Below are 16161 nucleotides of genomic sequence, written 5' to 3' on the forward strand. Positions count from 1 at the left end.
CCGAATGGATGGCTATTGGTAGAAGTACTGTAAGCAAAGCGGGACCGATCGAATGACCCAGCCAGAATTGGCCATCAGAAAACGACTGGAAAGCCGCGCACTAGTAGTGGCAATGGGCGGAAATCTCTTCATGGGTGCCGCAGGAATCCTGGCCAGCATTCTGTCGAATTCGAACGCGATCATGATGGACGGACTGTTCTCACTGATCGGTTTTACTTCAGCCGTTCTCGGCCGAAGGATCAGCCAACGAATTGATGCCGGACCCGACAAGCTACGACCGTTCGGCTATGCCGCAGACGAGGCCATCTTTTCAACACTCCGCTCTCTATCCCTTTTGGGTCTTGTATTGTTTGCTATCACCAGCGCCCTCAAAAGCATCTACAACTATCTGAACGGCCTGCCCCCCGAGCCACTGAGCTTTGCGCCAATGATCCTCTATTTCTCAGGTATTGGGCTGACCTGCACCTTGCTCTGGGCCTTTCATCATTTCACCTGGCGTCGCATCGGACGAAACAGCGCAATCCTGCGACTGGAGGCCAAAGCGGCGCTTTTTGACGGGATGATCACTGCGGCGGCAGGCATCGGCCTGGCTGCCATCTACTATTCCAGGGAAGGACCACTTGCCTTGATCGCTCCGATCGGGGACTCCGTGATTGTCCTACTGCTTTGCTTGCTGGCCCTCGGGGCGTATATCCGTGAATTCAAAGGCGGATTGGGCGAGCTTGCAGGGTTAAGCGCCAGCCCCGCCACTATTGCGACCGCGCGCCGCGCCGTACGTGCAACTCTCATTGAAGATGGCGGCCGGATCCGGGATCTGTCTGTTACCAAACTGGGCCGATCCCATTTAGTGACTGTCTACTACGACCCATGTCGCTCCGTTTTCGCGCACGAAATCGACCGCCTCAATCTGGATTTGATACGTGATGTTCGAACCGTATTGGCCGGGGCTGACGTTCTGCTGATTGTCTCTGAACACCCCAGACGATGGCCAGATGAACTCGCCCCTGTCCAAAGCGCTTGATGTGTTTGCCGCACTGGGCTTACAAAATCCGCACCCTCGGCCGCCGATACGCCCCCGCGGGCCCCACGACCAGCTCATGCAGCGCCCAGACCAGCGCGTCGACGCGGTCGGGCGAGCCCTGCCCCTCGAACCCGCGCGCGGTCATCTGGCACATCTGTTCCTCCAGCGCGTCCAGCCCGGCCACATGGAGCACCCGCCCCTGTTCGTACAGCGCCGCCACCGGCTCGGCCCGTGCGACCTTGCCACGTGAGGCCCGCACCGCCCGGAACGGGACCAGAGGGTCCACCTGCCGCACCACCTCTTCCACCAGCTGCCCGCCCTGATTGACCTCGGCCACCAGCCGTTCTGCGCCAAACTCGTCCATCGCGTCAATCGCCGCCTGTGCCCAGCCCGCCGGGCCAACGCCCTGCACCGTCCGATCAGCCAGCACATAGGCGCGCCAGTCCTCGGGCGGGCCTTGCAGTTGCGCGCCCACCACCACGATCCCGCAGGCATCGGCGCTTGATCCCGCCGTCACCGCCGGGTCCAGCGCAACGACGATGCGATCCAGCTCGGGCACTGCCTCGACCCGCGCCGCATCCAGCATCGAGCCTGTCCACAACGCCCCTTCGGCATCGGCCAGCAGCACCCCGTCTAGCTCCTGCCGCCCCAGCCGCGTGCCCGCATAACGCGCACGCACCTCTTGCAGGAACGAGTCCGCCAGATTGGCCCGGTTCGCCTCGGTCGGAGCATGGGTCTGAACCGTGGACGGCGAGGCCAGCAGATCCTTCAGCACTTTCACGTTGCGCGGCGTCGTGGTCACGCAGACCCGAGGCTGATCCCCCAACCGCAGCGCAAATTGAAGCATGTCCCAGGTCTCGCCGGCCTTCTTCCACTTGGCCAACTCATCCACCCATGCCGCATCGAATTGCGGGCCGCGCAGCCCCTCGGGATCATGCGCCGAAAAGGTCTGCGCCTCGGCCCCGTTGGGCCAGATCAGCTTGCGTTCCGATGCCTTCCACACAGGCCGCCGATCCGGCGGTGAACATTGCAATATCCCGCTATCGCCAAAAATCATCACATCGCGTACCTGATCGAAGGTCTCACCAACCAAAGCCACCCGACAGGCCTTGCCCCCATCCAACGGCAAAGACCCCTCGACCATCGACCGTACCCACTCGGCCCCGGCGCGTGTTTTGCCCGCACCGCGCCCGCCCATGATCACCCAGGACCGCCAGTCGCCCTCGGGTGGCAGCTGATGCGGCAGCGCCCAGAATTCGAACAGGAAAGGGAGAGCACACAGCCCTCCCTCCCCGATCTCACTCAGAAATCTGTTCTGCGCCGCAACAGGCGCGGAGGCGAGCCAGCCTGCACCCGACTTCAAACCGAGCTCGGTCAAGATCGAGCGCGTACCCTCCTTGGGCAATTCCGGCTTGTCTGTGATGTTGTTCGACAAAGCTTGTCTCCACTTTCTGACAACTTCGGATCAGCCCCTCTAACTGCCCGAGTTGCTTGGCTGAACCAGCAAGATCTGCATCCTCCCCGGCTCCGATCTGTTTGCGCAGGTCTTCCGCCGCTTGCCGCAGATCGCGAATGGACCTCTCAAGCGACTGCAACAATTCAGCCGTCTGGGAAATCCGCTCTTCCGGGGTAATCAAAGTCATGTTTGCCTGTGACCTCATGCGTGAGTTTTCTCCGCACGAGAGAAGCAATAAACGGCCACCGGGTCGCCCCGGGGCCGTTGCCCACTTCTTCTAGCATGACACAAGCTATACGGTATTAAGTGCGCAAAGTCAATGAGTTGCGCAACGTCGACGCAACACGTAGCGGTCGCTGTGTTGAGTTTTCCTTTTCCTCTTACTCTCAGCTCTGGCCTGTCAAATCCTGCGCCAGCATCAGCGCATTCCTATCCGGATCATAAAACGTTGCCGTGCTGACCATACCCTCAATCGTGTCCGTTTCACCGTCAAATTCCACTCCTGCAAGTTCCAACTTTCCGCGCGCCTCCGCGATATCCGCGACTTCGAAAACAGGCACGCAATTCCCCGGAGAGGCTTCGGCCTGTTCGCCCAGCCCCAAAGTGACTCGGTCGACATTGGTTCGCAATTCGCTCCATCCCGCTTCATCAATGTGGTGGATAAGCTCAAATCCCATCTTGGCGGCATACCATTCCGCACTGGCGTGTCGATCCCGAACGGACATCGCAAGTGTGATGGTGTTTTTCAATGAAACGAGCGACATAAGGCTTTTCCTTTTTGAAAATTATATTTACTATACTTTATGGACATAAATACACTTGTCAAGCTGACATCGCGGGCTTGGTCCCTGAAAATTCTTGCCCTGCTGCACGCCAAAGTTCCGGGCCGGCAAGCCCCGCTTTTGGCAGCGACCGACGCAAGCCGAACGGCCTTTGCAGCCAGCCTTTCTCATCTTATTGAACTTGGAATGATCGAAAGAAACCCCGGACATGGGCACCCTCTGCGTCCAGAATTTCGACTTACGCCATTCGGAACCGAGGCTGCCGAGATCGCCAGCAAGATAATTACTACCGCCCGCTCTGAGGATGAAATCAGACTGCTAAGAAAATCCTGGACTGTGCCAGTTCTGGCGTTGACAGGTACCCCTCATCGTTTCTCGGCCATCAAATCTGGTCTTACGATCATTACAGATCGGGCGCTGTCCTCATCCCTTCACCAATTGGAAGCACAAAACTGGATCCGACGCGACATTCACACTGCCGAGAGGATGCCATTTCCAACCTATCAGGCCGTGAATACTGGAATGGCGATCAACAGGGCCGTTGGTTTTACGCTGTAATTCAATGGCAGTCTGGTGCCGCGAACAGTGCCTTATTCGACTCAGTAGACCACCAGAAGGCTTGCCAGCGCTTGACATTTCATGGCGGAACCCTCATGTGCCCCACATCACAGCGCTGATGCGTGAGTTCAAGCGGACCTCGTCCGCCCCACAGCGCCAACTCATCATTCCAGTTCCCCATCACGCAGGGTTCTTGACGCGGCGGCCGGATGGCGCAGGATACGCCTGCTCGTCCCGAGGTCTCGCACAACCCCTGTCGGTCGCCAACGCGCGACCCTTCATGACCTGTCCGTGGGCCAACGCTCCGGGCTGCAAAGGATAGTTATTTGTTCGACTTTGATATGCTGGGCCTTGCCCCGGCACTGAACGAGGCACTCAAACGCGCCAATTTCACTCAACCCACCCCAATCCAGAACCAGGCGATTCCACTTGCTCTGAATGGTCACGACATTCTGGGACTGGCGCAAACCGGCACCGGAAAGACCTTGGCTTTTGGCCTGCCTCTGATCGATCACCTTCTGGCCCAACCCGGCAAGCCCGACCCGAAAACCGCCAAAGCACTGATCCTGGCGCCCACCCGCGAACTTGTGAATCAAATCGCCGACAGCCTCCGCGCCTTGACGAAAGGCACCAAGCTGCGTGTGGCCACCGTTGTCGGTGGCCAATCGATCAACAAGCAGATAATGTTCCTTTCCCGTGGCACCGATATTCTGGTCGCCACACCGGGCCGCCTGATAGATCTGATGGAGCGGGGCGCGGTAAACCTCGGAGCGGTACGCCATCTGGTGCTGGACGAAGCAGACCAGATGCTTGACCTGGGCTTTATCCATGCACTGCGAAAAATCGCTCCTGCCCTGGGCACCCCACGCCAAACCATGTTGTTTTCGGCCACCATGCCGAAGCAGATGGAAGAGCTCAGCCGCGCTTACCTGACCAACCCGCAGCGGGTGCAGGTCTCGCCTCCGGGCAAAGCCGCAGACAAGATTACGCAATCTCTGCACTTCGTCTCCAAACCCGGGAAACCAGCCAAGCTGCGTGACATCCTGTCGAAGGACATGGATGCCCTGACACTGGTCTTTACCCGCACCAAACATGGCGCGGAACGGCTGATGAAAGGGCTTGTGGCCGATGGCTACAACGCCGCATCCATCCACGGCAACAAAAGCCAGGGTCAGCGTGATCGCGCGATCAAGGCGTTCCGCGCGGGTGACATCAACATTCTGGTGGCCACCGACGTTGCCGCCCGAGGCATCGACATCCCGGGCGTCGCCTACGTGATCAACTTCGACCTGCCCGAGGTACCTGACAACTACGTCCACCGTATCGGCCGCACTGCCCGCGCAGGGCGCGAGGGCGAAGCCATCGCCTTCTGTTCCGCGGAAGAAGTTGATCTGCTGCGCCAGATTCAAAAGCTAATGAAGATCGAGATTCCAGTTGCCAGTGGCGCGATGCCCGAAGCTGTGCAACCTGAAAAACCGGCGCGCCGCCCGAACAACCGTCGCCGGGGGTTCAAACCCAAATCCGCCGACGCGGGGTCAAAACCCGCAGCAAACAAACGGCGTCGCCCACGCGGCAAACGTCCGGCGGCCTAAGATCGGAACACAAAAAAGCCAACGCCGGTTCAATGACCGGCGTTGGCGCAACACGATGAACGAAACCATTTTTCGTTCAGATCAATTCCCCGAATTCTGCTCTGCCTCAATCTCGCGCCATTTGGCGACATTGCGATTATGCTCCTGCAAGGTTTCGGCAAATGCATGGCCGCCCGTGCCATCGGCAACGAAGAACACGAAATCCGTGTCATCCGGCGCAACAGCAGCTTCAAGGCTGGCCAAGCCCGGATTGGCAATCGGCGTCGGCGGCAAACCGTCTATCTGATAGGTGTTCCACGGGGTTGGTCGGTTCAGCTCGCTGCGGCGCAGCCCGCGCCCCAACGTGCCTTGCCCTTTGGTGACGCCATAGATGACGGTCGGGTCCGTCTGCAACCGCATCCCCTGTTTCAGCCGGTTCACAAAAACACTGGCCACTTGCCCGCGCTCTTCCGGAACTCCGGTTTCCTTTTCGATGATCGACGCAAGGATCAGCATTTCTTCGGGATTTTGCAGCGGCAACCCGTCCTGACGGCTTTCCCAAACGGCATTGATCCGCAATTGTTGCTTGTCCTGCATCGCCTGCAAAATGTCGTTACGGTCCTGGCCCGCCACAACATCGTAACTGTCAGGCGCCAGCATCCCTTCGGCCGGGATCTCGGTCACCTCACCTGTCAAAGCGTCGAACGCCTTCAACGCCTGGACCACCTGCCACGAGGTCACACCTTCGGCCAGCGACACGCGGTAACGGGTGTCCGCCTCGTTGCGTTTCTCGGTATAGGTCTCAGGCACCTCGTCTTCCGAAGGATCAAACGACGCGATTTCGACAAAATCCAGGGTCGCAGGGTTCAACTCGCGCACACGGGTCTGAGCACGCGTCACACCGATACGATACTCAATCTCGGATCCGCAGGTGCTGGCACCGCTGCTGGTAATTTCGTCGATGATTTGCTCCATCGACGCGCCTTCCCGCACCAGGAAGCTGCCGGCTTTCAACTGCTGTGCCCGATCCGTGTAATCGGCGGCCATCCGAAAGATCGTGGCACTGCGGATGGCGCCCTGCTCTTCCAGTTCCTGACTGACACGTGTCATGTTCGATCCGCTTCTGACCTGAAGGCAGATCGCGGTTTCAAGCGGGCCTTCGGCCTTGTACTGGGTCTGCCCCCAAAGGATCAGTCCACCCATCAGGAACAGGCCGACCACCAGAATGGTCAGCGCGTTCGAAGCAATGGCCCGCCACATTTAGTTGGCCTTTCCAAAGATCACGCTGGCATTGGTGCCGCCAAACCCGAACGAGTTCGACAGGGCCACGTTGATCTCGCGCTCACGCTTGGCGTTCGGGGCCAGATCAATCGGTGTCTCCACCGCGGGGTTGTCCAGGTTGATCGTCGGAGGTGCGACCTGATCGCGGATCGCCAGAATCGAGAAGATTGCCTCGATCGCCCCCGCTGCACCCAAAAGGTGACCGGTTGCCGATTTGGTCGACGTCATGGTGGCGTTCGCGGCGTGGTCTCCCAGCAGACGTTCGACCGCACCCAGTTCGATCGTATCCGCCATGGTCGAGGTGCCATGGGCGTTGATGTAGTCCAAGTCCTTCGGCTCCAGCCCGGCGCTGCGCAACGCGGCTTTCATCGAACGTTCTGCCCCGTCACCATCCTCGGACGGTGCCGTGATGTGATATGCGTCGCCCGACATGCCATAGCCCAGCACCTCGGCGTAGATCTTTGCACCGCGAGCCTTTGCGTGTTCATACTCTTCCAGGATGACGATGCCCGCACCTTCGCCCATGACGAATCCGTCGCGGTCAACGTCATAGGGTCGGCTGGCCGCCTTCGGGTTGTCTGCATATTTGGTCGACAACGCCTTGCATGCGTTGAACCCGGCGATGCCAATTTCGCAGATGCAGCCTTCGCCGCCGCCTGCAACCATGACGTCTGCGTCCCCTGCGCGAATGATACGGCTGGCGTCACCGATTGCATGGGCACCGGTGGAACACGCCGTCACGACCGAATGGTTCGGCCCCTTGAAGCCATGCCGGATCGACACCTGACCTGATGCCAGGTTGATCAGAGCGCCCGGAATAAAGAACGGTGAAACCCGGCGCGGGCCCTTGTCGCGGATCAGATTGGCTGTATTCGCGATCGAACCCAACCCCCCGATGCCAGAACCGATCAGAACACCTGTTCGCAGGCGGTCCTCTTCATCTTCCGGCAACCAGTTCGCATCCTTGCAGGCCATTTCCGCGGCTGCGATGGAATACAGGATAAAGTCCTCGATCTTGCGTTGCTCTTTCGGCGGCATCCAGTCATCGGGATTGAAGGTCCCATTGGTTCCATCCCCGCGGGGCACCTCACAGGCGTAGGTCGTGGCGACACCACTGCCTTCCGCATCAAAATGCGTGATGGGACCAGCGCCGGACTCTCCGTCCAGCAGCCGCGACCAGGTTTCCTCGACCCCGCTGGCCAAAGGAGTGACCAATCCAAGACCGGTTACAACGACTCTGCGCATGAAGTGCCTCTTGCCTGCTTCCTGTTATGAGAACCGCTCTTACCCCGGCCCGGGGTGCGGGGGCAAGAGCAACGGCGATTTCAGGCGGGCTTCCCGCCGCCGGGCAACCGAAGCAGTACCGCTGTGGGTTACGGAAATCGGTGCCCGCCCTTTCACGGATCCGGTTGAAAGGGCGAAGCGTATTTATTGGAACTGTGCCACCGGCTCATGCGCCGATTTTGCCATTTCCAGTGCATCCGTCAGATCAAGTGTCTTGCGAAACAGTGCACGCCCCACGATTGCACCCGAGATATTGGGAATATAGGCCAGCCGCGAGATGTCATCCGCGGTACGTACAACCCCGCTTGCTATCACCGGGGTGCGCGAATGGCTGGCAAGTCCCGAGATCAGGCCAAGCTGAGCCTCGACGTCCTCCATATCGCTGTCGATATCCGTCACCACGATAGCAGCAAATGGCGCTCCTTCGAATGCATCGATAAACGCTTCGGGCGTGAATACGCTTTGGCTGCGCCAGCCATCCGTCATTACATAACCTTGCCAGACATCGACCGACAGCACGATTTGATCCGGGTAGAGCGTGGCCAATTCCTTGACCAGTTTCGGCTCGCGCGCTGCCAGCGTCCCGATCACGACGCGACCGACGCCCTTGTCGATCCAGCGTTCGACCTGTTCGCGGGTCCGCATACCCCCCGCCAACTGAACCGGGATTTCGGCAGCGCGGATAATCTCTTCAATCAATTCGACGTTGGTATCCTTGCCTTCGATCGCGTCGAAATCGGTCAGATGCATCCATTCGGCACCCGCTTCCGCCCAGCTTCGCGCTGTTTCGACTGGGTTTACATGCCAAATCATAGCGTTGTCCAAACGACCTTTGTCCAACGTGACACACCGGCCGTTCTGCAATTCCATAGTGGGGTATATCCTCATGAGCTCGGTCCTCCGCTCAATCGCTCTGAAAATCCCCGGAAGCATACACCTTGAACGCCCTCCCAATATCACCGGGATCGGCACAGTTTGGCCATTTTGCGGCATAGTGTCGAAGTGGCGGATTTACGCGAGCGCCGGTGGCCCGTTGCGCCGAAGCAAATGCACCGGGGTTTCATTATACACCCCTTCCCGCATCAATACATAGCCCAGCTTTTTGGCAAGTTTCTGCGACGAGGCGTTGGACGCATTCACCATCGCAACCAAAGGCCCGGGAATCACCCGGTCAAACCAGTCATGCGCTGCCTTGGCCGCCTCATACCCCAGGCCCTGCCCCTGCGCCTCGGGCGCCAGAACCCAGCCCGCCTCGGGAAAGCCGTCGAAATCATCGCCCATCTGACGGTTTCCGTAAAAGAAACCGGCCTGTCCGATCAGCTTTCGATTCGATTGTTGCAGCACACCCCATTGTCCAAACCCGGCCATGTGCCAATGCCCGGCATTGCGCAAAAAGGAATCCCATGCCTCTCCGCGCGATCGGGGTGAGCCGCCAATATGCTGAACGACGCACGGATCCCCCCAGATCTCGGCGAACCGGTCAAAGTCCTCCGGGCGCATGGCACACAGCGTCAAACGCGCGGTATTTATCATGGGAGTGGATCTTATCATGCCCTGTCCACTTTGAATTTTGCCTCAATGGAAACAGTGCGCATCCGAAAATGCACGCGCAAGCATGAATTTTGAGCGGGCATAAAAAAACGGCGCCTCCGTTGCTCGGAAGCGCCGCTTTTGATCAGAAGGAAACGCTTAGGACGCTTCGCTGATGAATTTGACCGCGTCGCCGAAGGTCTGGATGGTCTCGGCTGCGTCATCGGGGATTTCGATGCCGAACTCTTCTTCGAAGGCCATGACCAGTTCAACGGTGTCCAGGCTGTCTGCGCCCAGATCATCGATGAAAGACGCGTTTTCCGCGACTTTATCTTCTTCAACACCCAGGTGCTCAACAACGATCTTCTTAACGCGATCTGCGACGTCGCTCATGTCTATTCCTCATTCCTTTACAGGGCGGTCTGCCCAATTCTGCCCTTGCCCGCACGGGTTGGCTTTGATTTGCCCGTTTCGGGCGGTTTGGGTCCCGGCGAACCGGGAAGTCGAAGGCCGACCTGAACAACCGACCCCGCATAGATGCGCCGCCTATAGCATAGTCGACGCAAGAGGCAAACGCTTTCGCGCTGCCCCTGTGGCGATCACAACATGGCCATACCACCGTTCACATGCAAGGTGCTTCCGGTAACATAACCCGCTTCGGGGCTGGCAAGATACAGAACAGCCGCTGCAATTTCTTCGGGTTCACCCATGCGGCCCGCCGGAACCTTGAGCAACAGACCCTTTTTCTGCTCCTCGGTCAGCTTCTCGGTCATTGCAGTCGTTATAAAACCCGGTGCCACGGCATTAACGGTAATTCCGCGCGTTGCCACTTCGTGAGCCAAAGCCTTGGAAAACCCTATTATCCCGGCTTTTGACGCAGCATAGTTGGCCTGCCCCGGGTTGCCAATTGCGGCCACCACGGACGAGACATTCACGATCCGGCCCCAGCGTGACTTCATCATGCCGCGGATCACACCTTTGCATAGTTTCATCGTCGAGGTCATGTTCACGTCTATCACGCTCTGCCATTCCTCGTCGGACATGCGCATGAACAGGTTGTCGCGCGTGATACCCGCATTGTTCACCAGGATATCCACCGATCCCATCGCCTCGACCGCTTGCTTTGGCAACGCTTCTACGGCTTCCGGATCGCTCAGATTGCAAGGCAGCACATGCGCGCGTTCGCCCAGTTCGTCTGCCAGAGCCTGCAATGGTTCGACTCGTGTACCGGACAATCCGACCGCTGCGCCAGCACCGTGCAACGCACGTGCAATGTCGCCTCCGATACCGCCCGAAGCACCGGTGATCAGCGCATTTTTACCTGTCAAATCAAACATTCGGTTTTCCTCTTGGTGCGTCGGCCACGACGCTTTTTGAGCTTACGATTCGGCCTGAATGGCCTTTTGAACATCTTCCGGTGTGCCCACAGCCTTGCCTGCAATGGCACGATCGATCTTGCGGATCATGCCGGACAACGCTTTGCCGGCACCGATTTCCCACGTTTCAGTCACGCCCTGCGCGGCCATGAACTGAACGCTTTCGCGCCAGCGAACCGACCCCGTCACCTGTTCCACCAGTAACTGACGTATCAGATCCGGATCACTGACGGCTTCGGCGCGCACATTGGCCACCAAAGGCACGGAAGGCGCCTTTATCTCGACGGCAGCAAGCGCTTCCGCCATGACATCTGCCGCAGGCTGCATCAGCGCACAGTGAAATGGAGCACTTACAGGCAACATAACAGCACGTTTTGCGCCTTTTTCCTTGGCAATCTCGGCGGCACGCTCCACGGCAGCCTTGGAACCGGACACAACGACCTGGGTTGGATCGTTGTCATTGGCAGCCTGACAGACCTGCCCCTGCGCGGCTTCTTCTGCAACGGCGCGCACCGCCTCCAGATCCAATCCAAGAATGGCCGCCATTGCGCCCTCGCCCACCGGTACGGCACTTTGCATCGCCAGACCGCGGGTGCGCAGCAAGCGCGCGGTGTCCGCGACCGACAAAGCCCCCGCAGCCGCAAGGGCCGAGTATTCACCCAAGGAATGACCCGCCACAAAAGCCGCCTGACCAACCGAAACGCCTTCGGCTTCCAGCGCACGCATTGCCGCCATGGATGTCGCCATAAGAGCAGGCTGGGCGTTCTGAGTCAGCGTCAAGTCGGCGATATCGCCTTCCCAGATCACGCAGCTCAGCTTCTCTCCCAGTGCCTCGTCCACCTCATCGAAGACGGCCTGCGCCGCCGGATAGGCATCGGCCAGTGCTTTGCCCATACCGATGGTCTGGGCGCCCTGCCCCGGAAAAACAAACGCGAGTGTCATTGCAACCTCATGGATGATGTCAGGTTGCGGCGGGGTGTAAACTGACTGATCGTCTGGCACAAGCATTGCCTGTGTTCTGCATTCTGGCACCTTGGCTGTGCACAAGCGCTTACTTGTGTCGACCTCCGATAACCTTAACTTGAGCGCAGCACAGAATCCCGGAGCGTTGCACCCATGGCCTCGACCAATTCCTTCTCAAGCTACGGAAGTGTCGCAAAGACGTTTCACTGGCTCACCGCGTTGCTGATTTTCACGGCCCTGCCGCTCGGCTGGATCGCGGACAATCTGGCCCACGCCGTATTGCATGCCTCCACAGCCCCAAGCGAGGCCGAAATCGCACGCGCGGCGCGCATGTTCTCATTGCACAAAACCGTAGGCGTCACCGTGTTCTTCGTTGCTTTGGCTCGGATAATGTGGGCCTTCACGCAAACCAAGCCCGGCCTGCTGAATGCCGACAACAAGCCCGAGGCTTTTGCCGCCGAAACTGTCCACTGGCTTCTTTATGGGTCACTGGTGCTTGTGCCACTGACCGGTTGGGTGCACCACGCCGCAACCGAAGGGTTTGCTCCAATCCTCTGGCCCTTCGGCCAAAATCTGCCTTTTGTACCGAAATCAACCATTGTGGCCGAGGTGACAGGCGTTCTGCATTGGCTGTTCATGTGGACGCTCGTCGGCGCGCTGGTCCTGCATGTTGCCGGAGCGTTGAAGCATCACGTCATAGACAAAGACAGCACGTTGCGCAGGATGTTGCCGGGTGGGTCAGATGCACCGGAGCCTCCACACCAGCATCATTCCCTTGTGCCCGCCGTCGCCGCGGTGGCCGTTTGGGCGCTTGTCCTCACCGGCGGCTGGGTCTCTGGCGAATTTGCGCGTGAGGCCGACGATGATGACGCCGACGTCCAACTGGCCGAGGTGCAATCAGACTGGCAGGTTCAGAACGGCACCCTTTCCATCACGATTTCCCAATTGGGCAGCCCGGTCACCGGCTCGTTTTCCGACTGGACAGCCGCAATTGCTTTTGACGACCCGGCCGAGCCTGGTCCGGCCGGGTCCGTCGAGGTCACGATCGCAATAGGTTCTCTCAGCCTCGGAACCGTAACCGAACAGGCCATGGGTGCGGATTTCTTCAACAACGCCCAGTTTCCGACGGCCCAGTTCGCGGCTGACCTTTTCAAAACCGAAAGCGGATATGAGGCACGCGGACCACTGACAATCCGCGACAAGACGATCGATATCATACTACCGTTTTCACTGGACCTTCAGGACGACACCGCGACCATGACAGGCTCGGTTGATCTGAACAGGTTGGATTTCGGCATCGGCGCATCGCAGCCCACCGAAGATTCGCTCGGCTTCACCGTCACAGTCGCTGTGGAACTAGCCGCGTCCCGCAGTCAGTGATGCCAAATAAATACCGCCGGTGACAGGATCACCGGCGGTTTTCGTGTTCGCCGTCTTGCGCTTACTCGGCTTTTTGCGCTTCGACCGAGATCTGCACCTGCACTTCGTCACTGACAAACGGTGCGAACTGCCCCAGATCAAATTCACTGCGGACAAGGGTCGTGGTGGCGTCGAAACCGGCCCATGGCTTGTTCGCCATTGGATGGGTATCAACCTTGTTCAGTTTGGCATCCAGAACAACGGATTTGGTCACGCCGTTCATGGTGAGGTCGCCGGTGATCTTGGCAGTGTCTTCACCGGTCACTTCGATACCCGTCGAGGTAAAGGTGATCAGATCGCCCTCGGTCGCACCAAAAAAATCCTCGGTCATGAAGTGATCTTCACGCGGCTTCCAGCCGGTGAACATTTCCAATACCGGCATCGACACGCTCACGCTGGAGGCGGCGGGATTTTCCTGATCAAACATGATCTCGCCCTCAAAGCCCGAGAACATGCCGGTTGTGGTTGAAAAGCCCAAGTGATCATAGCTGAAGACAACCTGGCTGTGGCTCGGGTCCAGCACGTATTTCTCGGCGCTGGCGAATGCCGTGGTCGCCGATACGGCCAGTGCAGCAGCAAGAAGGGTGGATTTCATAACAATCTCCGCGTTTTTGTGAACGCAACCCGGTAGGGTTGCTCACAAACAAAATGTGCCGCCTGTCGGCGGCACACAACCTTTTTCGAGTCACAACATCTGTTCCTTTTTGAACAGAATAAAGTTCAGCCGAAAATTGTTACGCTCTTGCTCAGTTGCCCTTTCAGCGCTCGGCTGACATCCGCCGATTCAAGGGGCAGCTTCATCAAAAGGCTCCCGTCCACATCAAACAAGTGGACTTCGTTTTCTTCAAAACGTGCACCACCCAGCGATTCATAGCTGCGGCGCAGCACCGTCTGAGGGCGTCCGTCTTCGTTCTTTTGCAGAACACGGACTTCGCGACGGATCGGGTCGAAATAGGCATCCGGGCGCTGATCAAGAACTTCGATCGTCAGCAAACTGACACCGACGATCAGAAACAGCATGGATGCCACCATCTTGATCGGCCAGACATCTGCACCCACGATTGAACCTGGCATCAGCCACATCGAAAACGCCGAAAAGATCAAGAACGCTCCTACCAACCGCGCCAGAATCAAACGGGCCTTCCAGTTTGGCGCGAAGGCAATCATTACCGGCACCGAATGCTCAAAGCGCGAGCCCGCCGCCTCTTCCCGGTATGTGTTTGTATTGGTCGCGGTCATAACACTTCACCTTTTATCAGGTTACTGTCGAATTTCTGTTTGGTCCGGGTAACGTCCGGTATGCAAAACAACTTTGAGCCGAAAAGCGTCAGCATTTGGGCGGCCCAAAGGAAATTGGGCGGCGTCTCAAAGGCATATGTGGCGGGGCTTGCTCCTGCGGTTCAAACGTGTATACGGGGCCATCCTTCGCAATCAGATGAATCGCGCAGCCTCTCGTGGCAGGGTCGCGAAGGACCGGATGGCCCCGCCTATGAAATGCGCCTTGACATAAACAGGAGTGCACATGCCACTGTATGAGCATGTAATGATCGCGCGTCAGGATCTGTCCAACGCGCAGGCGGAAAGCCTCGTCGAACATTTCGGCACCGTTCTGGCTGACAACGGCGGCAAGCTGGTTGATAGCGAGTACTGGGGCGTCAAGACGATGGCCTACAAGATCAACAAGAACCGCAAGGGCCACTACGCCTTCCTGAAAACCGATGCGCCCTCGGGTGCGGTTCAGGAAATGGAACGCCTGATGCGCCTGCATGATGACGTCATGCGCGTGCTGACCATCAAGGTTGACGGTCACGAAGACGGCCCGTCGGTTCAGATGCAGAAGCGTGACGAACGTGGCGACCGCCGCGAGCGTCGTTGATCACCGCCTGAGGAAAGGACACTAAACCATGGCCGCAAAACCATTTTTCCGCCGCCGCAAGGTCTGCCCGTTCTCGGGTGAGAACGCGCCGAAAATCGACTACAAAGACACTCGTCTGCTGCAGCGCTACATCTCTGAGCGTGGCAAGATCGTACCTTCGCGCATCACCGCCGTTTCGGCGAAAAAGCAGCGTGAACTGGCCCGTGCTATCAAGCGCGCCCGCTTCCTCGCCCTGCTGCCCTACGCTGTGAAGTAAGGAGAGACTGATATGCAAGTTATCCTGCTGGAACGCGTTGCGAAACTGGGTCAGATGGGCGACGTCGTTGACGTCAAGCCCGGCTACGCCCGCAACTTCCTACTGCCTCAGGGCAAAGCTCTGAGCGCCTCAGACGCCAACATCGCGTCGTTCGAAGCCCAGAAAGCGCAGCTTGAGGCACGCAACCTGGAAACCAAGAAAGAAGCTGAAGCACTGGCTGAAAAGCTGGACGGACAGCAGTTCATCGTGATTCGCTCGGCATCGGATGCTGGCGCTCTGTACGGCTCGGTCACCCCGCGTGACGCCGCAGAGGCTGCAACCGAAGCTGGTTTCACCGTCGACAAAAAGCAGGTTGTTCTGGTCAATCCGATCAAGGAACTGGGCCTGCACTCGGTTGCAGTCAAGCTGCACCCCGAAGTCGAAGTTGAAATCAAGATGAACGTGGCGCGTTCGGAAGAAGAAGCCGAACTTCAGGCCTCGGGCAAATCGATCCAGGAACTGGCCGCTGAAGAAGAAGCAGCCGCTGAATTCGAGATCGCCGAACTGTTCGACGACATCGGCTCGGCCGCATCCGAGGACGAAGAGCTGGCTGCAGAAGCCGCTCCTGCCGAGGAAGACGAAGCCAAAGCCTGATCCGGCAAGGTTTCGAACACAACAAAGGCCGTGCTTCAGCGCGGCCTTTTTTCTTGCCTCCGAGCCAAACCAGCAAATTTTAGCCCAACTCCATCCATAATCTTGCAGCCAAATACTCAGACCATATCATTGCAACTCGAAACCCCGGAGAAACG

General features: G+C 58.4%; 18 protein-coding genes. 7 read left to right on the forward strand and 11 right to left on the reverse strand.

Features of this window, described 5'->3' with window-relative positions; all coding sequences use genetic code 11:
* Window positions 1–52 precede the first annotated feature (52 nt).
* Window positions 53–1021 (forward strand): cation transporter, encoded by a 969-nt coding sequence (locus tag GS620_RS04955; RefSeq protein WP_171614369.1) that lies wholly within the window; start codon window positions 53–55, stop codon window positions 1019–1021.
* A 19-nt stretch (window positions 1022–1040) separates the two neighbouring features.
* Here GS620_RS04955 and GS620_RS04960 read toward each other — a convergent pair whose 3' ends face one another.
* Both GS620_RS04960 and GS620_RS04965 read right to left on the reverse strand, forming a co-directional pair.
* Window positions 1041–2267, reverse strand: a complete 1227-nt coding sequence (locus GS620_RS04960) for a DNA-packaging protein (RefSeq protein WP_171614509.1) — start codon at window positions 2265–2267, stop codon at window positions 1041–1043.
* A 596-nt stretch (window positions 2268–2863) separates the two neighbouring features.
* Complete coding sequence (locus GS620_RS04965) at window positions 2864–3241, reverse strand: VOC family protein (RefSeq protein ID WP_171167632.1); 378 nt, start codon at window positions 3239–3241, stop codon at window positions 2864–2866.
* Between the two features lie 138 nt (window positions 3242–3379).
* Between GS620_RS04965 and GS620_RS04970 the strand changes: the two genes are divergently transcribed.
* Both GS620_RS04970 and GS620_RS04975 read left to right on the forward strand, forming a co-directional pair.
* Window positions 3380–3817: a winged helix-turn-helix transcriptional regulator gene (locus GS620_RS04970; protein WP_371809770.1), complete on the forward strand. Its 438-nt coding sequence runs from the start codon at window positions 3380–3382 to the stop codon at window positions 3815–3817.
* Between the two features lie 326 nt (window positions 3818–4143).
* Window positions 4144–5409 (forward strand): DEAD/DEAH box helicase, encoded by a 1266-nt coding sequence (locus tag GS620_RS04975; protein WP_171614373.1) that lies wholly within the window; start codon window positions 4144–4146, stop codon window positions 5407–5409.
* An 81-nt stretch (window positions 5410–5490) separates the two neighbouring features.
* Here GS620_RS04975 and mltG read toward each other — a convergent pair whose 3' ends face one another.
* The 7 genes from mltG to fabD all read right to left on the reverse strand — a co-directional run bounded on the left by mltG (window position 5491) and on the right by fabD (window position 11801).
* Window positions 5491–6648 (reverse strand): endolytic transglycosylase MltG, encoded by a 1158-nt coding sequence (gene mltG, locus GS620_RS04980; protein ID WP_171614375.1) that lies wholly within the window; start codon window positions 6646–6648, stop codon window positions 5491–5493.
* Entirely contained in the window at window positions 6649–7914 is a 1266-nt protein-coding gene (gene fabF, locus GS620_RS04985) for a beta-ketoacyl-ACP synthase II (protein WP_152458327.1), read from the reverse strand.
* A 183-nt stretch (window positions 7915–8097) separates the two neighbouring features.
* A complete protein-coding gene (locus GS620_RS04990; RefSeq protein WP_152458328.1) occupies window positions 8098–8841 on the reverse strand; it encodes a HisA/HisF-related TIM barrel protein in 744 nt (247 codons plus the stop codon).
* A gap of 123 nt (window positions 8842–8964) precedes the next feature.
* Window positions 8965–9504, reverse strand: coding sequence for a GNAT family N-acetyltransferase (locus GS620_RS04995; RefSeq protein ID WP_171167622.1), 540 nt, complete (start codon window positions 9502–9504; stop codon window positions 8965–8967).
* 138 nt (window positions 9505–9642) lie between these two features.
* Window positions 9643–9876, reverse strand: a complete 234-nt coding sequence (locus GS620_RS05000) for an acyl carrier protein (protein ID WP_008756330.1) — start codon at window positions 9874–9876, stop codon at window positions 9643–9645.
* A gap of 206 nt (window positions 9877–10082) precedes the next feature.
* The gene (fabG, locus tag GS620_RS05005) at window positions 10083–10820 is read right to left on the reverse strand and encodes a 3-oxoacyl-[acyl-carrier-protein] reductase (RefSeq protein ID WP_171115373.1); all 738 of its coding nucleotides are present in this window, start codon (window positions 10818–10820) and stop codon (window positions 10083–10085) included.
* Between the two features lie 42 nt (window positions 10821–10862).
* Window positions 10863–11801, reverse strand: a complete 939-nt coding sequence (gene fabD / locus GS620_RS05010) for an ACP S-malonyltransferase (RefSeq protein ID WP_171614377.1) — start codon at window positions 11799–11801, stop codon at window positions 10863–10865.
* 174 nt (window positions 11802–11975) lie between these two features.
* Here fabD and GS620_RS05015 point away from each other — a divergent pair, with 174 nt between their 5' ends.
* Window positions 11976–13202 carry a cytochrome b/b6 domain-containing protein gene (locus tag GS620_RS05015; RefSeq protein ID WP_171231423.1) on the forward strand — a complete coding sequence of 409 codons (1227 nt, stop codon included), beginning with the start codon at window positions 11976–11978 and terminating at the stop codon, window positions 13200–13202.
* Between the two features lie 61 nt (window positions 13203–13263).
* Here GS620_RS05015 and GS620_RS05020 read toward each other — a convergent pair whose 3' ends face one another.
* Together GS620_RS05020 and GS620_RS05025 are read right to left on the reverse strand one after the other, a co-directional pair.
* The gene (locus tag GS620_RS05020) at window positions 13264–13836 is read right to left on the reverse strand and encodes a YceI family protein (RefSeq protein WP_171115366.1); all 573 of its coding nucleotides are present in this window, start codon (window positions 13834–13836) and stop codon (window positions 13264–13266) included.
* Between the two features lie 125 nt (window positions 13837–13961).
* On the reverse strand, window positions 13962–14480 hold the full coding sequence (locus GS620_RS05025; RefSeq protein ID WP_171167615.1) for a hypothetical protein: 519 nt from the start codon (window positions 14478–14480) through the stop codon (window positions 13962–13964).
* A gap of 283 nt (window positions 14481–14763) precedes the next feature.
* Between GS620_RS05025 and rpsF the strand changes: the two genes are divergently transcribed.
* From rpsF to rplI, 3 genes are read left to right on the forward strand one after another with little or no spacing between them, the layout of a single operon-like run.
* Entirely contained in the window at window positions 14764–15117 is a 354-nt protein-coding gene (gene rpsF / locus GS620_RS05030; protein ID WP_152458335.1) for a 30S ribosomal protein S6, read from the forward strand.
* 28 nt (window positions 15118–15145) lie between these two features.
* Window positions 15146–15373, forward strand: a complete 228-nt coding sequence (gene rpsR, locus GS620_RS05035) for a 30S ribosomal protein S18 (protein WP_005608650.1) — start codon at window positions 15146–15148, stop codon at window positions 15371–15373.
* A 12-nt stretch (window positions 15374–15385) separates the two neighbouring features.
* The gene (gene rplI / locus GS620_RS05040; protein ID WP_152458336.1) at window positions 15386–16006 is read left to right on the forward strand and encodes a 50S ribosomal protein L9; all 621 of its coding nucleotides are present in this window, start codon (window positions 15386–15388) and stop codon (window positions 16004–16006) included.
* The last annotated feature ends 155 nt before the right edge of the window (window positions 16007–16161 follow it).

The organism is Ruegeria sp. HKCCD6428, assembly GCF_013110595.1.
GTDB lineage: Bacteria > Pseudomonadota > Alphaproteobacteria > Rhodobacterales > Rhodobacteraceae > Ruegeria.